The following is a 21,302-nucleotide window of genomic DNA, read 5'->3' on the forward strand; positions in this document are numbered from 1 at the left end:
TATGAAGAAAATTTATCATTTAAGCAGCTGCTCAACTTGCCAGAGAATTATAAAAGAATTGGATATTGATTCAGATTTTGATTTGCAGGATATTAAAACGCAAAAAATAACTGAGGCCCAATTGGAAGAAATGAAAAATCTAAGTGGATCGTATGAAAGTTTATTTAGCAGACGAGCCATGAAGTATAAAGAACTAGGCCTAAAAGAAAAGGTTTTGAGTGAGGATGAATACAGAGATTATATCTTATCAGAGTACACATTTTTAAAACGTCCGGTACTTTTGATTGATGGAGAAATATTTGTAGGCAACGCAAAAAAAACGGTTGAGAATGCCAAAAAAGCATTGGGAAAGTAGTAAAACAACAGAGAAATCTATTTTGTATTTTTCTGATTTAGTAATAACTTATGCAGTGCATAAAAATTAAATAAGGTGCAATTTGCATCTTTTTTCGTTCTATCAGTAACTTTAAAACTTTTACTTATGCCATATTTAAAAGTTCAGACCAACCAAAGTTTCTCTAGCAAGAAACAACAAAGTTTTTTAAAAGAAAGCTCCGCATTAATCTCATTTGAGCTGGGTAAACCGGAAAAGTATGTAATGACAGCTTTCAAGCCCAAAATCGAGATGACATTAGGAGGTTCAGACGAACCTGTTGTATTTCTCCAGTTAAAAAGTATTGGTTTACCCGATACAAAAACCAAAGATTTATCAAGCAAATTTGCAAGCTTGGTTGAGGATCAGCTTAAAATTCCTAAAGATCGTGTTTATATTGAGTTTATGGATGTACCCAGAGGTTTCTGGGGGTGGAATGGGATTTTGTTTTAAAAACATCCATGCCTGTTTCGTTCAAAAATAAAATTTCAGTTAATATTTTAACAATTAGATAAATTTTTATTGTTTTTATAAAAATTTTATACACCTTTACAACCGAAATAAAAATTGACGGTACAGATGAGATTTACATTTAAATACAAGAAGCAGAATAAACGCAATAAACAGTTGTTGTTTGTGTAATGTTGTAGAATAATGTAAAGCTTAAAAATATAGAAGCCTGCAGAAATTCTGCAGGCTTTTTTTAAACTCATCAGTTCAATTCGAAAATATCAATAAAAGCGAAACAATTAAACTCCCATTCAATTGGGATAACAAATTAAACTATTAACCAATGAAAGTTTTAAAGTTTGGCGGTACTTCAGTCGGATCTCCTGAAAGAATTCAGAATTTGGCTCAATTGGTTCAGTGCGACGAACCAGTTATCATCGTTTTATCAGCTATGGCAGGAACCACAAATGCCCTGGTTGAAATCACTGAACTCCTTTATCGAAAGGAGATGGAAAAAGCGAGTGATCAAATTAGTAAGCTGGAGCAAGAGTATCGAAAACGAATCGAAGAATTATTTAGCACAGAAGATTTCAGAAGCAAAGGAAACGAGTTAATTACTTCGCATTTTAATTACATCAAAAACTTTGTAAACAGAAGTTTTACTGCATTGCAGGAAAAGGCCATATTGGCTCAAGGTGAGTTAATTTCTACTGCCATGTTCCATTATTATTTATCGGAAATTGGTGTTGATTCTGCATTTTTACCAGCTTTAAACTTTATGAGAATCGATAAAGATGGTGAACCTGATTATTTCTATATACAGGAGAACCTGGAACGAATTCTTGCTGAAGAATCAGAGCACAAATTATTTATTACTCAAGGATTTATTTGTAGAAATGCCTATGGAGAAGTAGACAATTTAAAAAGAGGCGGAAGCGATTACACAGCCTCATTGATCGGTTCTGTTTTGCAGGTTGATGAAGTTCAAATATGGACTGACATTGATGGTTTCCACAATAACGATCCAAGATATGTTGAGAACACATCTGCCTTAAAGCAATTGTCTTTTGATGAAGCGGCCGAGCTGGCATATTTCGGTGCAAAAATTATGCATCCATCCAGTATTATGCCATGTAAGTTAAAGAGTGTTCCGGTAAGGTTAAAAAATACGCTGAATCCTGAGGAAGAAGGTACCTTAATTACCGACGATGAAACCGGTATAGGAATTAAAGCCATTGCTGCAAAAGATGGAATTACCGCTGTGAAAATCAAATCTGGTCGAATGCTTTTGGCCTATGGTTTTTTAAGAAAAGTGTTTGAAATATTTGAAATCTATAAAACACCTATCGATATGATTACAACATCGGAGGTGGCAATTTCTTTAACCATTGATGATGATAGCAGACTAAAAGAAATTGAATCGGAATTGGTAAAATTCGGAAATGTTGAAATTGATGAAAACCAGTCGATCATTTGTATTGTTGGTGATTTTATTTCAGAGTCGACAGGAAGTGCTAAAAAAGTACTGGAAGCATTGGAAAACATTCCTCTCAGAATGATTTCATACGGAGGTAGCAAGCACAACATATCTGTTCTTGTAAATCAAGAAGATAAAGTGTCGGCATTACAAGCTTTAAGCAGAAATTTATTTTAGATTTTTACATTCAAAATTTAATTGAATCATGTTCAACAGTACAAGAATAGATCAATTCAAAAATATTCCCACTCCATTTTATTATTACAATATGGAGTTATTAGAAGACACCTTGAATCTTATCAAAACGGAAGCTTCAAGGTATGGATATCATATTCATTATGCGGTTAAGGCAAATGCCAATCCTAAAATCATGAAGCTAATTCAAACCTACGGATTTGGTGCTGATTGTGTGAGTGGAAATGAAATTACAAGATCGCTGGAAACCGGATATACAGCTGACAAGATTGTTTATGCGGGTGTAGGAAAATCAGATCGGGAAATTCTAACGGCTCTTGAAGCCGGCATATTCTGTTTCAATTGTGAATCGATTCCGGAAATCGAATTAATCAATGAATTGGCAGAGCAAACAAATAAAACTGCAAGGATTGCCATACGAATCAATCCTAATGTTAACGCCAATACACATCATTACATTACCACAGGAATTGAGGAAAATAAGTTTGGAATTAACCGTTGGGAATTCGAATCGGTTCTGGAAACACTTGAACAATCAAAAAATATTGAATTGATTGGTTTGCATTTTCATATCGGATCTCAGATTACTGATTTAAGTGTTTTTAAAGGTCTTTGTCTTAGAATTAATGAGATTCAAGAATGGTTTAAAGAACGTCAGATATTGGTTAATCATATTAATGTTGGAGGCGGTTTTGGTGTAGATTACAAAGATCCTGATGAAAATCCAATTCCTGATTTTGTTACTTTTTTCGGAATCTTTAATGAGTTTTTAAACCTTACTCCCAACCAGGAATTGCATTTCGAATTGGGCAGATCAGTAGTTGCGCAATGTGGTAGTTTAATTTCCAAAGTTTTGTATGTGAAAAACGGTGTAAATACAAAATTTGCCATACTCGATGCGGGAATGACTGAGCTATTACGCCCGGCACTGTATCAGGCATATCATAAAATTGAAAACATCAGTTCCAATGGCGAAGAAGATATTTATGATGTAGTTGGTCCTATCTGCGAATCATCCGATTGTTTTGGTAAGGCAGTTAGTTTACCCTCTACAAAACGAAACGATTTTATTGCGCTCCGTACAGCAGGAGCTTATGGCGAAGCAATGGCTTCAAGATACAATCTTAGAGATATAGCAGATTCTGTTTTCTCTAACGAATTGTAGTGTAAATTATTAGTTTGGATACAAAGGCAATATTCTTCGGGGTATTGCCTTCTTTATTTAAACCCAACTTTTCTTAGCAATGATTTTGATGGAACAACAAACAAGGTAAGATTGTAAAACATCCCTCCCTTGGCATAGGAATCAATGATATTGTTTTCACTGGTTAATTTACCCCCTGATAAACTAAGAGCGTGTTTTTTATTGGTTACATCAAAGTTAATATTGCTTCTATATCCACTTTCCAGTGATAGCCAAAGCCAATCCGTTATTCCCTTTTCAATCTCAAGTGAAAAATTAACATCCGATCTACGAAATTCCAAGGTTTTAAAATCACTTAATGCAGGATTCTCTGGATTAGATAAACCTTCACCTTGCATCTGCTCATCGAAATGAATACTGTAACTTCCTCCTTTTAGGTAGGCTTTTGCATTGATAAAACAAAGTTCCGATGCTTGATAATGCAACTTCACTCTTGCAGGAAGAAAAGCCTTTATTCCCCACCGATCGGCAAAAGTGTGATTGTAAACAAAGGTAGGAAAAACCAAGGGGTCTCCAAAAGTATACGAGAATGCCACTCCAAGTCCCCAGGATTTATATTTATTTACTTTCCAGCCAATAACCGGAGAAATTTCCATTTTTAAAAAAGTGTATTTACTTACATCTTCAATATGATCTTTCCAGTAATCTCCCTTCAATTTCGCATTAAAACGAAGCATAAAAAACCGATTCCTTTTCCATTGGGTCATCAAATAAAAACTTCCACCCAAACTCTTCATGTTTTTATCATGTAACTGTCTGTAAAAAGGATAGCTTATATTTTTGCTATCTTGAAAATGAATTTCTTCATCGCTATACTCAATACTTCCAGCTATTTTCAGATTCTTTTTTATTGAAATAGGAAAACGCAATTTGGTTTTAAATATTCGATTGTAACTAATTTTTGCCTTACCATCACCATAAATTTCTGATTTAGAACCCACTCCAAAACCTGTAATTCCAGTATAAGATGCCTCATAGCCCCGAACAGGACCACTTCCTACAACACTAGGATTCCAATCATATTTAGTTGAGTCCGAATACAACTGCGCAGAAACACAATTTCCAATAATCAAAAATGATAGAAATATGATTAGTTTCCTCAAACTCATAGGATTCATTTTTATTTAGTGTATGAACAAAAAATGATCGACACTTTGAATCGAAACGCAACAATAATTAATTAGAAATCTTCCTGGATTAAAACCAATAGCCAAGACTTACATAATTCAACACCTTATCCTTTTTGTTGGAATACATCAATGAAAATTCCATTGGACCAATTAAACTATTGTAAGAATAAGTTAAAGCAACTCCTCTAATCCATTCTCCTTTCTCAAACGATCGATTAATATCGTCACTTAACCTTCCAAAGTTTGCCTTAAATATTAAATAATTATTTCGAAACAATTCATACTGGAAATCAGTTCTAAAAATAAATGAATTGTTTGAATTCATCTCCATTCTTTCCAAACCCACAAATGGCATTTGAATGTCAAAATAATCCGTCTGATCGATTCCCCCCGTATAGGTTTTAAAGAAACCAGGAATACTTTTCCCCCATACAACCCTGCCATAAGCTTTTGGATAAATCGTAAATAAAGGACTTATGCTAATGGCTTTTTGGAATTTTAAATAGGCAATGGAAGCCGGTCTTTCCATTCCATCAAGTCTGGCTCCATTATTTGTCACCAGTTTATATTCTCCATACAAACTAATTCCTTTTTTTGGATAATAAGCCTTTTCGTGTGAGTCAATCCTTAAAAAGGCATAATACGAGAAAAAGTAATCATCAGTACCCTCCAGTTCAACATCGGGTAAGCTATAATTTGATTTTAGGTTGTAATATTCTGCTTTAGCTCCAAGTCCCACCGAGTACGATTCCCTTAAAATGGAATGAGTATTCACATCTAACTTGTAGTAATCTAAATCATAGTTTCCAACTTTTTTGCCATCCTCAAAACCATCAACCTGCCAATCGTTATACTCGGCTTGTATTGTAATACCTGGTTTTAAGCCATTGTCGATTGCATAAGTTGTAACAAATCTTGGACTTTCTGCCAATTTTAAATCAAAAGACAAATGTGAACCGCTTCTTAGTTTATTTCTAAAAGTAGTATTTAAAAGGACTCCCGCTTTGTTATCAGAATCATATCTTAACCCTACATTAAACCTCTTGGTAGTTCTCTCTTTTACCCTAACCTGAAGCGATTTGGTTTTATTTCCAAGCAATTTAAAATCTACATTATCGAAGTATCTACTTCCAAAACTTCGGTTTATTCCTTTCTGTAGCTGGTTTAATGAAACTTCTCCCGGGGTATCCAAATTCAATTTACCAGAAAGCAAAGATTTGCTTACCTCGTTTAAACCTTCAAACTCTATATTTTTAACGTAATAGGTTGTGCTATCAACAGGAGGTTTGTATTTTTTTATTTTCTTCTTTTTGAGTTGATATTTCTCTTTTAATTCTTTCAGCTCAGAAATATACTTTCTTCCAATTTCTTCCCCTTTGCGAATTAAAGAATCAGCATCATTAAAACTCCCTACAGAGTATTTATTTAAATCAGGCTTGATGTACACATCCACAAAATCAATATTCTTCTTGAATTCGTTCAAAGCCATTAAAGAAACAGTTTGATTGATAATGTCAAGAAAGGAATTTAATTCCTCCTTTGATTTCGGTCCCGATTGCACATCAACGCCAATTACAATATCTGCTCCCATATCGATAACTTCCTTTACAGGAAAGTTATTTACCATTCCTCCATCAACCAGTAATCGTCCATCAATTTCAATCGGTGAAAATACTGTTGGTATAGCCATACTGGCTCTCATGGCTTCAGGAAGATAACCTTTATCAAGAATTACAGCTTCGCCAGTTTCAATATCAGTAGCTACACACACAAATGGTATGGGCAGATTTTTAAAATTACTTACATCATGGTAATCTATAGATAATCTTTCGAACAAATTGATCACATTTTGCCCATTAACAATTCCACTTGGCAATTGAATTCCTTTGGGTTTTATAGGAAAAGATAACACATGACGCTCATAATTTTGCTTCTCATGAAATGGAACATATTTTCTGGATATTTCATCGGCCAACAGTTTATCCCAATTTTGGCTAAGAATCATCTCTTCAATCTGATTGGCCGAGTATCCTATCGAATAGAAACCGCCAATAATACTTCCCATACTTGTTCCAGCAATATAATCAATGGGAATTTCTAATTCATCGATAATTTTAAGCACTCCAACATGAGCAAATCCTTTGGCACCTCCACCACTTAGAACCAAACCTATTTTTGGTCTTTTTTGATTTTTAAGAGTATCAGATTTTAGTTTAGCTGATGATATAAAACTCAGAGAAATAAGAAGAATTAGTAGTAATGAATGTTTCATTCTGATATTTTTGTCAATTTAATTTTCAATTTTTAAATCTTCTGCAAGCTTCAATACATCCTTCTCTTTCCCATCTTTCACTTTAACTCGAATCGCTCTTAAACCATATACCCCTTGTAAATCTTCCAGGGTATGATACTCAATTTGGTCTTCAAAATAGCCTGCAGATATTAAATACTCCAAATACCTCTGGTATTCAGCCATTTCTTTTTCCTGACTAAAGATTATAGCCAACATTCCAGGTTGAGTTAATCGCTCATTGCTTCCTTTAATTTTGGCCTTATCAATTCTCTTCTTTACGATTTCATAACGAATATTGTAGGCTCCATCTACATCAAACTTTTTCTCATCCTGACGGAATCGAATTGCCAAAGGTTGACTATGAACCAGGATCAATCCCGTAGTATCCATTGGTATTGGCAGAGACTTCTTTAAATTTTCAGCTTTTCTGGCCAGTTCAGCACTTACGATAAGTTGCCACAACCTCAAGTTTTTAAGATAAATTCTATCAAAATTTAAATTATTAGCTATGCTTTCACCAATATAAATATTGTGCTCAACCCCATCGGTTCTATATTTTTCAAAATAGTGAGGAAACATTGTTTGAGCTTTTTCCTCTTCCTTTTCAAGGTAAGTTGTAACACAATCGTTAATAATACCCAAACTATCCTCGAAATCCTTTCTTCTTTTATATACAATGTTTAAATCAGGATCTATATTGTTCTTATAATTTTGGATAGCTATTTTCACCATTTGCCCATTTTCCTCGAAATGCGGAAAAAGAGGTTCTATATCGTGTCGAATAAAATTAAGCACATTCATTTCATCTCCTGAAGATAGTCCTTTCTTAATTCCATCCTTGAAATAATCAATTTTATAAATTAACTGATCATAAATTGGCATTGCCTTAACTTCGTTAACACTTAACACTACATTACGAACCAAATCCAACTGCTCTAATAAATCATCCTGAATGGTTTGATTTCTGATAACCGATGAATGTCGTACATCAATTGCGCCATACAAAGGGTAAACATTTGGGAATACAATTTCCTCCATCTGAGATGGTTCACCACTTTCTTTTTTCAACAATAAATTAGATGCTGCCCTAGCAAAACGCCACTCAACACTTGGGTGAATAGCTGTACATTCTTCTTTAATTATAGCCTCTATTTTATTTTGAAGTTCTTCACTTGTTCTTTGAATAGCGATAGAAAAGACAGGAATAATATCTTTAATAACACGCAGGTTTGAAAATGTAATATCATAGGCTTTATTCGATCCTAATTCCATTACCCCCACCAATTCATCTTCATTATAAAGTGGTACAACAGCTATATTTCTAATCCCTTCATCAAGCAAGGCCTTCTCTACTTGATTTGGATTTTCTCTTTTTGAAAGATCATTAATTAAAACTGGCATACCTTGTATTCCAACTTCTTCATAAATGGTTCCCCTATAATCTTCGCAACTAAAATGGTCTGCACTTAAAAATCCATGCCAAAAGTCTGATGGATTTTCAACATTCCCCTCGTTCATTCCAAATGCAATTATCCCTAATTTTAGGTTGGGCAATTCAAGAAGAGATCTGATATTTTGTTCTAATTGATTAAAATTATTCCTTTTGATGATTGAAGATTTTTCCAACAATTGAGATTTAAGTGAGGAAATCACCTCTATTTGACTCACATCAACATATCTAAATGACAAAAATCCAGAAAATTTGAACTTATCAATCGGTAAAGTTTCCAGCCAAAAATCCATATTTAAAGGATTATTTACCATCTTATGCAACTGATCTTCACTTAGCTCAGGCAAATTACCAGTATAGGTTATATCAATGCATGACTTCTCAACTTCAAGTTTATAATACTTTACCAATTCGTTAAGCTTATCTGTCACTTTATACATAAAAAGATATCCAATGCCTAACTCAAAATTATAATATCTCTTCAGAATCATTGAATAAGCATAAAACAGCATACTAAATGTCTTAAAACACTTATCCTGCTCTTTTTGCTCAACCATTTCAACCACTAAATTTTCATTTCCGTATAATTCCAGGTATTTGGGGGTAAAATAAAAGTTCTGGTCATCAAAAGGTGTAGCAGCCACTCCAATTTCTTTACGATACTGAACAGGAGTAAAGAAATACCCCATCAAAATGTGGATTTCATCTTTAAATCTGTCTACATCATTTACATCAAAATCTGCACTTGCTAACTCAGGCTTCTCCTCTACTAGTTTTAGAATAGACTCACCTTGGATATCAAGGCTACCATTTATTTTTTTTTGTTCCTTTAACTTATTAATTAATGGAACAAAACTAAGTGATTTCTTAAATGGAACTTCTTCAATGCTAAGCTTTAACCGATCCAGCTTCATAATATTTAAATTTTTCCCCGATTTTCAAACTACTAATGTAGTTCTTTTTAAACATCTGCAAAAGATAATAAGGTCATTCTGCCAACAATTAAGCCATTTTTAACATCTTCCATTCTAAGATACAAAAATGCGGATAGAATCTCTTTCGAATCCATCCGCATCAGACAAAATCTATTATTTTATTTCTTATTCCAAATATACTTTCAGCTTAGCAATAACAGTTTCAAATTCCCCGATATGCTTTTCAATTAATTCTATATCGAATGATTGAATTGCCAAATCAAGTTCTTTACAATAATTATCGAGTATAACACACGATTTTTTAAAGGCAAAATCTGATAATTTTTTACTAAAATCTTCAATTTCATAAATTATCAAATCGTTTTTGATCTTCTTCCAATCATCAAGAAATCCATTCTCTAATCCATCAATTATTTCAGGCAAGATGGCAATGCATTCTCCTGATAGTTTTACCTCATCTTCAATCACCTGATTATCTTCAACATTAAGATACTTAATTTTTAAAAATTTCTTCAATACCGCAAAAACATCTTTTCTGAATACAGGTTTTTGCAAATATTCATCAAAGAGTTTGTAAATACGTTCTAACTCATCATTCATGATTGAAGCCGTAAATGCTACCACAGGGATATGATTCCAGTCTGGATTATTACGTATTACTTCAGTAGCATCATAACCATTCATACCTGGCATCCTGATATCCATAAAAACAATATCAGGTTGTTCCATTTCCATGATCTCAATAGCTTGTTCACCACTTTCTGCCTCCAAAAATGTCACATTATCAAATTCAATGATTCTCTTCATAACCAAAACATTGAATTTCAAATCATCCACAATCAATATCTTACATGGTTCAAGAACAAAATCGTTAAGCTCTTTTGCTTTTTGATCTTCATCCGCAGAAACCTCAGCAATTTTTACATCCTTAAATTTAATGGTAAATTTTGATCCTCTTCCTACCTCACTTTTTAAGCTAATTTTTCCATTTAATTTCTTTAAAAGACCACCTACTATTGTTAAGCCTAAACCCGTCCCCTCATAATACCTGTTACTTTGACCACTTTGTTGAGTAAAAGCTTTAAATACATTCTCTTGTTGATCTTCTTTTATCCCAATTCCTGTATCTTCTACATTTAAAATTAGATTAATTGAATTTGGGTCTGATGTCTTTACAGCAGAAGCAGAAACATGTATGTATCCTTTTGAAGTAAATTTGATGGCATTGCCTACCAAGTTAAATAGGATCTGATAAAATCTCACCTCATCCATGTAAATGTAATGTGGAACGGAATGATCTACACTTATATTGAATGCCAAATTGTTTGCTTCCAACTTTTGCTTAAACACCTGCTTTATTTGGTTTATTACAAGCTTGCACTGCATAGGTTCCAACTCAATATTCATCTTTCCCGATTCGATTTTCGATAAATCAAGAATATCATTGATAAGAGCCAAAAGATTTCTACCACTCGTCATTATGGTATGCAGATAATTCTTATGTTGTTGATTCTCTACATTGGTATGTAGCCATTCACTAAATCCCAAAATGGCATTCATTGGGGTACGAATTTCATGAGATACATTGGCAAGGAATTCCGATTTTGCCTTTGAAGCCTGCTCTGCCTTATTTTTAGCAATATTCAATTGCTTTTCCTTTGCTTTTAGCTCAGTCACATTTCTTACAATAACAAGAACTTCAGATGATTTAAGCTTCACAAATCGAGCTTCAAAATACTGCATTTCATGATGATGGAAGCTACTAAAATTAAATTCAAAATCGCCTTTTACGATACACTCTTCTATGGAAGAAATAAACGAGTTACTCAAATCATCCGATAAGACATCAACTATTGAATTTACATCAGATCTATCCAATTTGGCAAAAATACTATCCTCACATCTGGACTTAAAAGATATTACCTGTCCTTCTCTATTCAGCCTTAAAATTTCATCTGGAATCGAATCAATAATTCCTCGGTTTTCCCTTTCGCTTAACACCAAATCGGTTTGGATTCTATTTCGAAGAAAAGCGGTTGATATGGTACTACTCACCGTTCTCAACAATTCCAATTCTGATTTTGACCATTTATGATTAGAATCACACTCGTCAAAACCGATAAAGCCAAATATATTTCCAGCTTCTATCAATGGCAAAACAATTATTGACTTTATTGCTTGTGGCTCCAAAATAGCGCGAATATCCTCTGGTAATTCTTCAATTTTTTCTGAAAATACGATCCCTTCTTCATTTAATATTCTTTTCCAAGAAGGAATCATTTCATATGGAATATTCTGAAGATCCTTAATTTGAGGTACTATACCATCATTACACCATTCGTAAGTATTGCTGGTAAATAATCCATCAGTACTGTCTTCAAACAGATACACTCGACTCACACCTGTATGCTGACCAATTATCCTGACAGCTTCCTTCGTATTCGATTCAAAATCGGCAAAAGAATTATAATTTACTGATATTTCTGTCAGAATTTCCTGTTGTCTCAGATTTCTGGCAATTTCCAACTCATTATTTCGACGTTCAGTTATGTTATGTGCGACTACAATTATTTCATTAAAATGACAATTGTTTCTTGAAACAACTTCTTCGGTTAAACCTGCAAGAAAGCATCTCTTTAAATCACATTCCTGACACTTATCTTCGGTAAACTGCACATTTACTCTAACCCAAAGAACATTATTTTTCCTTGTTCTAATTGGCAAATCATAGTAACTAATACACTTATTTTGAAAAAATTGCCTGGCAAAATATTTAAATACTTTAGATCTATATTCACTTGGAATAAAACTTAAAACATTCTGTCCAATAAGTTCTTCTTTTGATTGCCCCATTATGGTACTGGCAATCTGATTTACAAAAACTACCTCTCCTCTTAAATTGACCTTACAAATGATATCAGTTATACTTTCAACTAAAGTGTAGTACTCTTGCTCTGTTTCTTGCAATTTCCGAGTCCTCTCCTCAACTAAATGCTCCAGCTTATTATTGAGTTTCTTTAATTGTTGATTTGATTTATAGAGCTCGAGAGACTTCTCTTCCAACAATTTCTCTGCTTGTTTTCTGGCTTGTTTCTCCCGTTCAATTTTCCTTATCAAAAGATCAGTTTCCTTGCTCATGCTTCTTTCTGAATAGTAAATAATACTTCACTTCTATCTTCAGCCAACAATTGAGTATTTATACTGGCTTTTTCTTTAAAATGATCCAAACATCCCTGAATCAATCCTTCTGCAAAATCCGACATTTTACGTTGAGATGTATAAATCAATTCCAAGCAATCCTTAGATCTACCTCTAACTTCTATTTTAGGCAACTCTGCTTCAGGGTATAGTTTCAAAACCTGCACATGAATCGTATCCTCTACTCTACACAAAAAATCAAATGCATTATTATGATCTTTTATTAAATCTTTATATTTCTTGCCAAAAATCCCAAAAACATAAACCCCATAAGCATAAAATAGTTTTGAAACAGGAAGTTGGGTTTTTGCACTTAGCTGACCTACCAAAGCAAACATTTCTTCATGAGAATAAGTTCCAACCGATGTATAAATGCCATTACTAGGCAAGTTGGTATTTTCTATTATTTGATCGACAGTTTCATATCCAAACTGTTTTTCTACCATTTCCAAAAACTCACAAAAAACTAATCCTTTCATATGCAGTTAATAAATTTAAGTAGTTAAATGTATTACCAAAAAATCTACTTTTTAGTAGTAATAAAAATGATACGTAAGAACATAAACATGGTTATAATATATGCTTGTTTTTAATGAAAAAAAGCTAGATTAAATTAAACCTTATACAAAAAAACATCGTAATAAAGGATGTTGTCTTAATTTAAGAAACACTTAATTACTACTGAAAACTAAAAATTTACTTATAAGCCTATGGAATTCAATATTCCGGGAAAAACCCCGACAATTTTGGTTGTTGATGACAACCCAAATAACCTTAAAATTGTTGCGCTAACTTTGCGTGAATTAAACTTTAAAATTGTTATCGCCACCAATGGAAAAGATGCATTAAACCTGGTTGAACGAACCAATCCTGACTTAATATTACTGGATGTAATGATGCCCGAAATGGATGGTTTCGAAGTCTGTGAAATCCTAAAATCCAAAGAAAAAAATAAAAACCTCCCAATTATATTTTTAACCGCTGTTGGAGAAAAATCGAAAATCGTAAAAGGATTTGAATTGGGTGGCGTAGATTACATAACAAAACCTTTTAATAAGGAAGAATTAATCATACGAATTAAGACTCACCTGGAACTTAAGTTTACCAGAGATGAATTGCAAACCACAACAAATCACCTAAGTGATTTAAATGAACTTAAAGATCGTATGTTTTCCGTAATTGGCCATGATTTAAGAGGGCCTCTGGGCAATATTAAAATGACTCTGGATTTATTATCAAAAGGGTTATTTGAATATAACAGCAATGATTACAAGGAAACCATGTCAACTCTTGTTCAATCTAGCGATGAAGTTTCAGAACTACTTGAAAACCTATTGGGCTGGGCTAAATCCCAAAGTGGTATTTTAAAGTATCATCCTGAGGAAATTTCAATGGATAGCTTACTCGAAAGTACTTATTTCATGTTTAAAGGAAACCTGACACACAAAAACATTAGCTTTGAGCCAAAGGTACAAGACAACCTAAAGATTAATACTGATTCTTACATGCTTAAAATGATAATTAAGAATGTAATGTCGAATGCCATTAAATTTACTCATGAAGGTGGAAATATAAATATTAGTGCCGAATCTGTTAATGGCGATATCAAAATATCTGTCAGCGACAATGGAGTTGGTATTCCAACAGAAGACATTGCGAAACTATTTGATGAAAAAGAACATTTATCCACATATGGTACAAATGGTGAAGCTGGCAGTGGCCTTGGGTTAAAGGTAGCCAATTGCTTTGCAACAAAAATGAATGGGAAATTACTAATTGACAGTAAACCTGGTGAGGGAAGTAAGGTAATTTTACAATTGCCTGTGAGCGAAAATTAAAATCTGACAAATATCAAAAAGCCCCGAACTACATCCCGGGGCTTTTTATCTATGAAAAAACAGGCCTGTGGCCTAACTGGATAAACAATTTTTCTCTTGAATTATACCTATAACAGTTACAATTGAATATTGGGTGACAACAAGAGTTATTTTTTTTGATTTTTTTTTAAATCAATTGCATTTCTTACTCAACAAGCTTAAAATACCTTTCTAATTCAACAAATTGAAATAAAAAAACAGGACAAACTTTTCAGCTGCCCTGTATCGAAATTGTGTTAGTTTCAACACATATAAATTTAACCTCTTTTTGCTCGTTCCCATTTTACCGTTTGATTGCCTTTCATATATCTTCTGAATCCAAGGTATACTGACAAATTCATAATAAAGAAGTAATATGGAACGAATAGTGCTTTGACCTTTATTTTTCTGTTTTCCAGAAACCAACCAATTAGGGCTGCTGAGTAAAATGTTACTTGCCCAAAGAATAACAGTGTATAAATATTTTCCGGATTCATTCCCGAATTGTAAGCCAATGCAAAATTTATAGGAAGAATAAACAAAAGCAGCAAGGGTGTCAATGTCCATCTTAAAACTCTATGCGAAATATATTGGAATGATAAAGTTCCATATTTAAACGGATTTAATAATGGAGCCAATCGAACAACTGATTGAATTCCACCTGCTGAAATTCTAACTTTTCTTTTTAATTCCTCCTTTACATTTGCCGATGCTGTTTCAATGGCATAAGCATTTGGATTATACTGGATGGTATACCCCGACATGGCAACACGCAATGAAATGATAAAATCATCCAACAAAGTATCTTTCTCAACCTCTTGCCAAAGCTCGGTTCTGATTGCAAACAATTCACCCGCTGCTCCAACTACAGAATACCACTCGGCATCCCATTTTTTCAGGGTCGATTCATATTTCCAATACAAACCTTCTCCTGCACCTGCTGCCGCATCTGCACCTTTTTGGTAAATACGCTTCTCACCAGAAACACAACCTACTTTAGGATCTTTAAACAAGTTTACAATTTCCTGAATGGAATCTTCTCCCAGATTGGTATTTCCATCAGAAAAAATAACAATTGGTGTTTTCACAAACTGCATCCCACGGTTCATTGCTCCTATTTTACCCCCTCTGGCATCTTCATGATACACCTCAACTCCATCATATTTTCTAAGTAAATCGGGCGTTCCATCATCCGACCCATCGGTTACCCAAACGTGCTTTACTTTCTCTTTAGGATAATTCAAACCAAAAGAATTCTTCACTTTGTCATCCACATAATCCCTTTCGTTATATGCTGCTACAAACAAAGTAACCTCAGGCTCATAATCTTCGTTTCCTGTGAATTTTTTCTTTAAGCCAAACAGCCTTCTTAATTTAATAATCAGAAACAATAAAATTCCATATCCCAAATAGGAATAAAAAATAATAAATAAGGCCAGCCAAAATAATATCTCTATTGTTTTCATAGTATTTAGTTTGAAGTGGTTTTTAATTTTAATGGTGTTGATTTCGGATTTTTTAAACTTCGCCCGAGAAACAATAAGCGACTCAAAGAAAATCTATCGCAAATTTCTTCAACAATAACAGGTAAGAATATCCCAACCAAAAGGGAAAATAAAAAGACCGGAACAGTGTGGTAAATGCCTATTTTATGAAGTAATATTCTTGTACCTGATGTACCAAATGAGTGGAACAAATAAATGGTATAAGCATAACTTCCTATCCAAACCAGCCATTTAAATGTAAAGTGAATTCTCAAACAAACAATTACTCCAATTAAGCCAATTAGCAATGCTATTCCACTGCTTGCCTTTAATTCGTAATCAATAATGCCGTACCATACGAATTGTTGAAATACCAATCCTGCTATCAATAATATAGCACATAGCCAATTAAATAATTTATTCTCAAAAATATTCTTGAACCTTTGAATACCAACTCCTAAAACAAAAAATGGCATTAAATACAATCCTCCTTTAAAGCCAAAATAATTAGGCAATGTTTCCGGAATAAAGCTATTTCTTACGTATAAGGCGGCAATGCTAAACAGTAACAAAACCAGCCAGGATTTGACTGAGTCTGCCAGTTTAAAAGAGTCTATCATCGACATTACCAAAAATACGATAAACAAAGCCTGCAAGTACCAATAGAATGTATATGGAAAAATCAATATTCTCCAAATATCAGCAAGATCATAGGAAAAATTGGTTCCTGGTATAATTGCTTGTAATATGTAATAAGTTCCACCTACAAAAATAAGTGGTAAAAACAAACGTCTAATTTTCTTTACGTTAAAACCTAAAAGATTACCCGAATTTGCTGGCCGAAGAGCATAAACCCAACCTGAAATTACAGTAAAAAGTGGCATTCGCAGATATTCAAAAGTAAAATAGAAATGTCTTAAAAATGAGTCATCTGCCACCTTCATACCTCCATCAGAATCAGAACCAATCACATGACCGATTACCACCAAAATGATGGCCAAACCTCTTAAGGTTTCAATCGAAGTATCTTTTTTTAAAGTAGTAGTCATAAGTCTTTAATTTTCGCTAACTCTTTCCCAAATTTCTTTCTCATGATTGAATCGTTTCACAACCTTGGCGGGATTACCCACAGCAACACAAAATGGCGGGATATCTTTTGTTACCACGCTGCCAGCTCCAACCTGGCTTCTTTTACCAATGGTTACCCCTGCAACAACAACCGAATTTGCACCTATATGTGCTTCTTCTTCAATAACTGTTGGCTTAATATCTAAAGGCTGTTGACTAGAGTTTTTACCTCCATCGCTATATCCATGATTAAATCCTGCCACAAAAACATGCTGTCCCAATCCTGATCCACTTCCCATAGTAACTGGTCCAATAATTACTGAACCTATTCCAACTCTAACCCGATCCCCCAACAACACATGTCCAGAACCATTGTTTACCGTACAAAAATCTTCTATGGTTGTTAATTTTCCTATTTCAAATCGATTCCATGGAAATACATCAATTCGGCTACGCCTTCTGATAGTAGCTCCCTTCCCTTTTTTATGAATAAAAGGATTTACAAACCATTTCACCCACAAGCGAGGCTTTGGATTTCGTTTGGGTGCAATGCTCCAAAGAACAAATGCTTTGAGCCTGGGATTACTTTTTATCTTTTCAATCATAGCTTCTTATTCATCAAAGTTTCTACAACATCGGCAAATTCAACAGCCTTTGCTTGCCAAGAGTTTTGAGAGGCCACCTGTATGCGATTTTGAATTCGTTCATCGCTATCATTATTAACCTCCGATAACAAACTCTTCACAAATTCTTCCTTATTTTTTGCAACAGAGACTTGCGTATCAAACTCTGGTAAATGAGCAAATGCATTCATCACAACTGGCACTCCTACCGACAGATATTCATTGATTTTCAGAGGGTAAATATTTTTGTTGATATCATTCATCAAATATGGAATAATTCCCACATCCGATTTTGCTAGCAATGCTGGAACTTCACCCGGCTGAACCGCAGGAAAAAACTTCACATTCTGATATTTTCCTAATCTTTCCTTTATCTCTTTATTTCTCAGATTACCAGTAAATTCGAAATCAAAATCCTTTAGATTTTGAACTGCATATTCCACCGTGTCAATATCAAATCGATGATCCATACTTCCGATATATCCCACAATTTTACGCTCCTTATCCTTGACTGCCTTTTTGGCAAATTGATTGAAAAGAGAAAAGTCTACTCCATTTTTAACCACATAACTATTGGAGTTAAATTCCTTTTTATCTTCTTTTAAATAATCAGATGTAACAACGATTCCGTCAACAACTGTCGAAAACTTGCGATCCATCGGGAAAATTCTTTTTCCATGACGACGAGTACCCATTCCATCATAACAGTAGTAAACATTAAGCTTCTCATCAAGTTTACCCACCATAGATAATCCGTAAAAAGGATTATAAGCAGTTACTACAATTGGATCCTTTAAGCCCAATTGCTTCAATTTTCTTTTTAACCTTTTGCGATAAAGGAAAGTATTAAAGCCAAAAAAAATCTTGAAAATACCATCAATCTTTATAAAGTCAACAGGCAGAACCGGCGGCGAAACCAAATGGTATACATTTCCGTTGCCATTAGTAGATATCTGTTCACATGTGGGTTTTAAACCCAGCATTCTCATTACTGGAGCCTTCTGCTTTTTACGCCATGTATTTATAATATCTTTCCAGGTAAAAGGGTATTCAACAAAGAGTACATTGTTATCCTTAGCTAAAAGACTCATCAATTGCACGGTAGATTTAGTATATTCGCCATACCATGTGGTATTGGAAATACAAACAATGTTTTCTCCTTTAAGCATAAATATCCTCTTTTAAGGTTAATTCCTTATACAGTTTAAGATTCTCCTCAGCCATTCGCTTCCAAGAAAAATGACTCGCTCGCTCCATGCCTTTTTTGCAAAGCTCATTGCGATAATCGTCGTCAATAAGAATTCGTTGCATGGCTCGTGTTATCTCCTCAGGTTTATGAGGATCAACAATACAAGCCGCATCTCCTGCCACTTCAGGCATCGATGATGTATTAGATGTAATTACAGGAACTCCACAAGCCATTCCTTCCAAAATTGGAATACCAAAACTTTCACGTAAGGATGGATACAAAAACAATTTGCATTGATTAATAATTGCCGGCATTTCAATATTGGGAACATATCCTGTTAAAAATATATTTTCAAATTGCTCCGGATGCCCAATTTCGTCAAGCAAGCGTTTTAATTCCGCCTTATCGTAATCCAACATTACCAGCTTGTAAGTTTTTGATGATTGTGTATTAAAATCAGCAAAAGCCTCCAAAACGCCCTTTGTATTCTTCTTAGGATCCGTATTTCCAAGGAAAAAGAAAAAATCATCAGGCAAATTGTATTTCTCCTTTATGGATTTTAGATATGCCTCATCGGTAACTTTCTTAAAATGCTCTCCTACTCCATTGTATATCGCAGTTAATTTTTCCTTACCAAAACCAAAGAACTTCGCTATCCTTTCTTTCTCATAATTGGATACCGTAACTACTTTTTTGCTTCTTTTTACAACATGAGGTACAACCCATCGACGATACATGTTACCAAACTTTTGATACCAGGATCCTGCTTTTTTTAGGATACTTACACTCTCCAGGTAAATAATATCATGCAAAATAACTACCAAAGGAGTTTTGCCAAACATAGGCGCTGTGTTACTTGTGCAATGCAATACATCACAACCATACTTTTCTACAGCCCGCGGTAAAGCCCATTGCTCCCAAACCGGATAAGGTCCTCCTTTTAACTCTACAATCTTAAAATTTTCTGTATCCTGCAGACATTTGTCCTCATCGGGTTTTACAAATACGATGTACTCATTTTTCTTATCTATTTTCTGCAGGTTTCGAATCAACTCCAAAGCCACCATATCCATACCGTGCTTCTTGGTTCGAAATAGTCTTTGTCCTTCTATCGCAATTTTCATACGCAACTTATGTTAGTAGTCAGTTTTTAATCATTAAGCTTGTTGCCCATGTTGGGTATGTATAAACTTTTTATTTGCTCCTTTCAACTTAAAAAGGGAAGCAAACATGATAAGGAAAGCCTTAGGCAGTGAAAGTATCGCCATTAGAGTTTCTTTATTGTAGAATTTACGTGGTATACCAAAAGCGAATGCCACAATGGTAATTCCACAAACAATCGTCCAGTATAATGGAGTTACCGCAAGCTGAATCGCATTTGGAACAAGCAATTCAATCATCCAATACGCAATTGTCATGATTCCTACCAGGCCCAAAAGTAGAATGCGTGGAGGAGAAATCATTTGGTAAACTTTATCGAAAAAGTCAATATTTCCTTTAAAAATCAAATGAAACAAACCTGAAAGAGCATATCTGCGGAAATAAACGAACTGTGCGGAAAGCCATCTTTTTCTTTGATTGGCAAAAGCATCTGATTTCTGGATTTTTTCATCATAAACGATGGCATCCGGCAAGTACTCTATCTTTTGTTTGTCCTTAAGCAAACGTAACTCTAACTCTTTATCAAAACCTCCTACAGCATTCACCTGCTTCATAGTACTCTTAAAAAAAGCATAATCGAAAGCCATTCCCGACCCGATTAAAGCTGATGACAAGCCAAGTACACGATGTCCCTTGCGGAAAATATTATTATTTAGCTCTTCGCTAACTGCATCTAATATGGCAAAGGAAGTATTAAAATTTTTGGCAACTCTATGGCCTTGCACCACTTTGTATCCATTTTCGAAAGCCTCATTGATTCTTTCCAAAACATCTTCCGCCATGATATTATCTGCATCTAAAACACAAGCTATTTCATAATTGTCACCCAATATTTCCATAGCCTTGTTCAATGCCTTTGATTTTGTACTTTTTACAAAACTCACCTCAATCACTTTTATTGGTAAGCCATTTAGCTTCTGTAAAGTTTCAGATTGAAACGAATCGGCAATTACAACAACATCGAATTGTTCTTTACTGTAGGACTGAATCATTGCCTGTTTTGCCACATCTACAATAACAGCATCTTCTTTATATCCGGGAATCAAAACCGCTGTTTTTCTTTGCCTGATATCTTTTTTCCCAATTGGTTTGTATTTTATCATTGAAGCAAGTGCAAAAATTAGAATATAAATTGCCCCAAATCCAAAATAGATTAAAATAGTATATTCAAGGATGTGTATAATATCAGTAAGTATAGTCATATAAGTAATATTTT

The 21,302-nt window shown here is 34.1% G+C and carries 16 protein-coding genes; 5 read left to right on the forward strand and 11 right to left on the reverse strand.

Annotated elements, in window-relative coordinates; all coding sequences use genetic code 11:
• Nucleotide 1 precedes the first annotated feature (1 nt).
• From NQ163_RS10025 to lysA, 4 genes are all read left to right on the forward strand, one after another.
• Complete coding sequence (locus tag NQ163_RS10025) at nucleotides 2–355, forward strand: arsenate reductase family protein (RefSeq protein ID WP_268190205.1); 354 nt, start codon at nucleotides 2–4, stop codon at nucleotides 353–355.
• 126 nt (nucleotides 356–481) lie between these two features.
• A complete protein-coding gene (locus NQ163_RS10030; RefSeq protein WP_268190206.1) occupies nucleotides 482–826 on the forward strand; it encodes a phenylpyruvate tautomerase MIF-related protein in 345 nt (114 codons plus the stop codon).
• A 340-nt stretch (nucleotides 827–1,166) separates the two neighbouring features.
• Nucleotides 1,167–2,477 carry an aspartate kinase gene (locus NQ163_RS10035; protein ID WP_268190207.1) on the forward strand — a complete coding sequence of 437 codons (1,311 nt, stop codon included), beginning with the start codon at nucleotides 1,167–1,169 and terminating at the stop codon, nucleotides 2,475–2,477.
• A 28-nt stretch (nucleotides 2,478–2,505) separates the two neighbouring features.
• Nucleotides 2,506–3,660 carry a diaminopimelate decarboxylase gene (gene lysA, locus NQ163_RS10040; RefSeq protein ID WP_268190208.1) on the forward strand — a complete coding sequence of 385 codons (1,155 nt, stop codon included), beginning with the start codon at nucleotides 2,506–2,508 and terminating at the stop codon, nucleotides 3,658–3,660.
• Nucleotides 3,661–3,713: 53 nt separating this feature from the next.
• Here the strand turns inward: lysA and NQ163_RS10045 are convergent, their stop codons facing one another.
• The 5 genes from NQ163_RS10045 to NQ163_RS10065 all read right to left on the reverse strand — a co-directional run bounded on the left by NQ163_RS10045 (nucleotide 3,714) and on the right by NQ163_RS10065 (nucleotide 13,184).
• Nucleotides 3,714–4,808: a DUF6268 family outer membrane beta-barrel protein gene (locus tag NQ163_RS10045; protein ID WP_268190209.1), complete on the reverse strand. Its 1,095-nt coding sequence runs from the start codon at nucleotides 4,806–4,808 to the stop codon at nucleotides 3,714–3,716.
• Nucleotides 4,809–4,896: 88 nt separating this feature from the next.
• Nucleotides 4,897–7,101, reverse strand: coding sequence for a patatin-like phospholipase family protein (locus NQ163_RS10050; protein ID WP_268190210.1), 2,205 nt, complete (start codon nucleotides 7,099–7,101; stop codon nucleotides 4,897–4,899).
• An 18-nt stretch (nucleotides 7,102–7,119) separates the two neighbouring features.
• Nucleotides 7,120–9,486 (reverse strand): GAF domain-containing protein, encoded by a 2,367-nt coding sequence (locus NQ163_RS10055; protein WP_268190211.1) that lies wholly within the window; start codon nucleotides 9,484–9,486, stop codon nucleotides 7,120–7,122.
• A 186-nt stretch (nucleotides 9,487–9,672) separates the two neighbouring features.
• Nucleotides 9,673–12,645, reverse strand: coding sequence for an ATP-binding protein (locus NQ163_RS10060; protein ID WP_268190212.1), 2,973 nt, complete (start codon nucleotides 12,643–12,645; stop codon nucleotides 9,673–9,675).
• Entirely contained in the window at nucleotides 12,642–13,184 is a 543-nt protein-coding gene (locus NQ163_RS10065) for a heme NO-binding domain-containing protein (protein WP_268190213.1), read from the reverse strand. The genes NQ163_RS10060 and NQ163_RS10065 overlap by 4 nt, the downstream gene beginning before the upstream one ends.
• A gap of 231 nt (nucleotides 13,185–13,415) precedes the next feature.
• Between NQ163_RS10065 and NQ163_RS10070 the strand changes: the two genes are divergently transcribed.
• Nucleotides 13,416–14,543 carry a hybrid sensor histidine kinase/response regulator gene (locus NQ163_RS10070; RefSeq protein WP_268190214.1) on the forward strand — a complete coding sequence of 376 codons (1,128 nt, stop codon included), beginning with the start codon at nucleotides 13,416–13,418 and terminating at the stop codon, nucleotides 14,541–14,543.
• A 296-nt stretch (nucleotides 14,544–14,839) separates the two neighbouring features.
• Here NQ163_RS10070 and NQ163_RS10075 read toward each other — a convergent pair whose 3' ends face one another.
• The 6 genes from NQ163_RS10075 to NQ163_RS10100 are packed head-to-tail and all read right to left on the reverse strand — an operon-like array spanning nucleotide 14,840 to nucleotide 21,288.
• Complete coding sequence (locus tag NQ163_RS10075; RefSeq protein WP_268190215.1) at nucleotides 14,840–16,027, reverse strand: glycosyltransferase family 2 protein; 1,188 nt, start codon at nucleotides 16,025–16,027, stop codon at nucleotides 14,840–14,842.
• 5 nt (nucleotides 16,028–16,032) lie between these two features.
• A complete protein-coding gene (locus NQ163_RS10080) occupies nucleotides 16,033–17,094 on the reverse strand; it encodes an acyltransferase family protein (RefSeq protein ID WP_268190216.1) in 1,062 nt (353 codons plus the stop codon).
• 6 nt (nucleotides 17,095–17,100) lie between these two features.
• Nucleotides 17,101–17,718 (reverse strand): acyltransferase, encoded by a 618-nt coding sequence (locus NQ163_RS10085; protein ID WP_268190217.1) that lies wholly within the window; start codon nucleotides 17,716–17,718, stop codon nucleotides 17,101–17,103.
• Complete coding sequence (locus NQ163_RS10090; protein WP_268190218.1) at nucleotides 17,715–18,905, reverse strand: glycosyltransferase; 1,191 nt, start codon at nucleotides 18,903–18,905, stop codon at nucleotides 17,715–17,717. Before NQ163_RS10090 ends, NQ163_RS10085 begins: the two co-directional genes overlap by 4 nt.
• Entirely contained in the window at nucleotides 18,898–20,049 is a 1,152-nt protein-coding gene (locus NQ163_RS10095; protein WP_268190219.1) for a glycosyltransferase family 4 protein, read from the reverse strand. Before NQ163_RS10095 ends, NQ163_RS10090 begins: the two co-directional genes overlap by 8 nt.
• A 33-nt stretch (nucleotides 20,050–20,082) precedes the next feature.
• Nucleotides 20,083–21,288 (reverse strand): glycosyltransferase, encoded by a 1,206-nt coding sequence (locus NQ163_RS10100; RefSeq protein WP_268190220.1) that lies wholly within the window; start codon nucleotides 21,286–21,288, stop codon nucleotides 20,083–20,085.
• Between the last annotated feature and the right edge of the window lie 14 nt (nucleotides 21,289–21,302).

This window comes from Marinifilum sp. D737, assembly GCF_026672275.1.
Lineage (GTDB): Bacteria > Bacteroidota > Bacteroidia > Bacteroidales > Marinifilaceae > Marinifilum.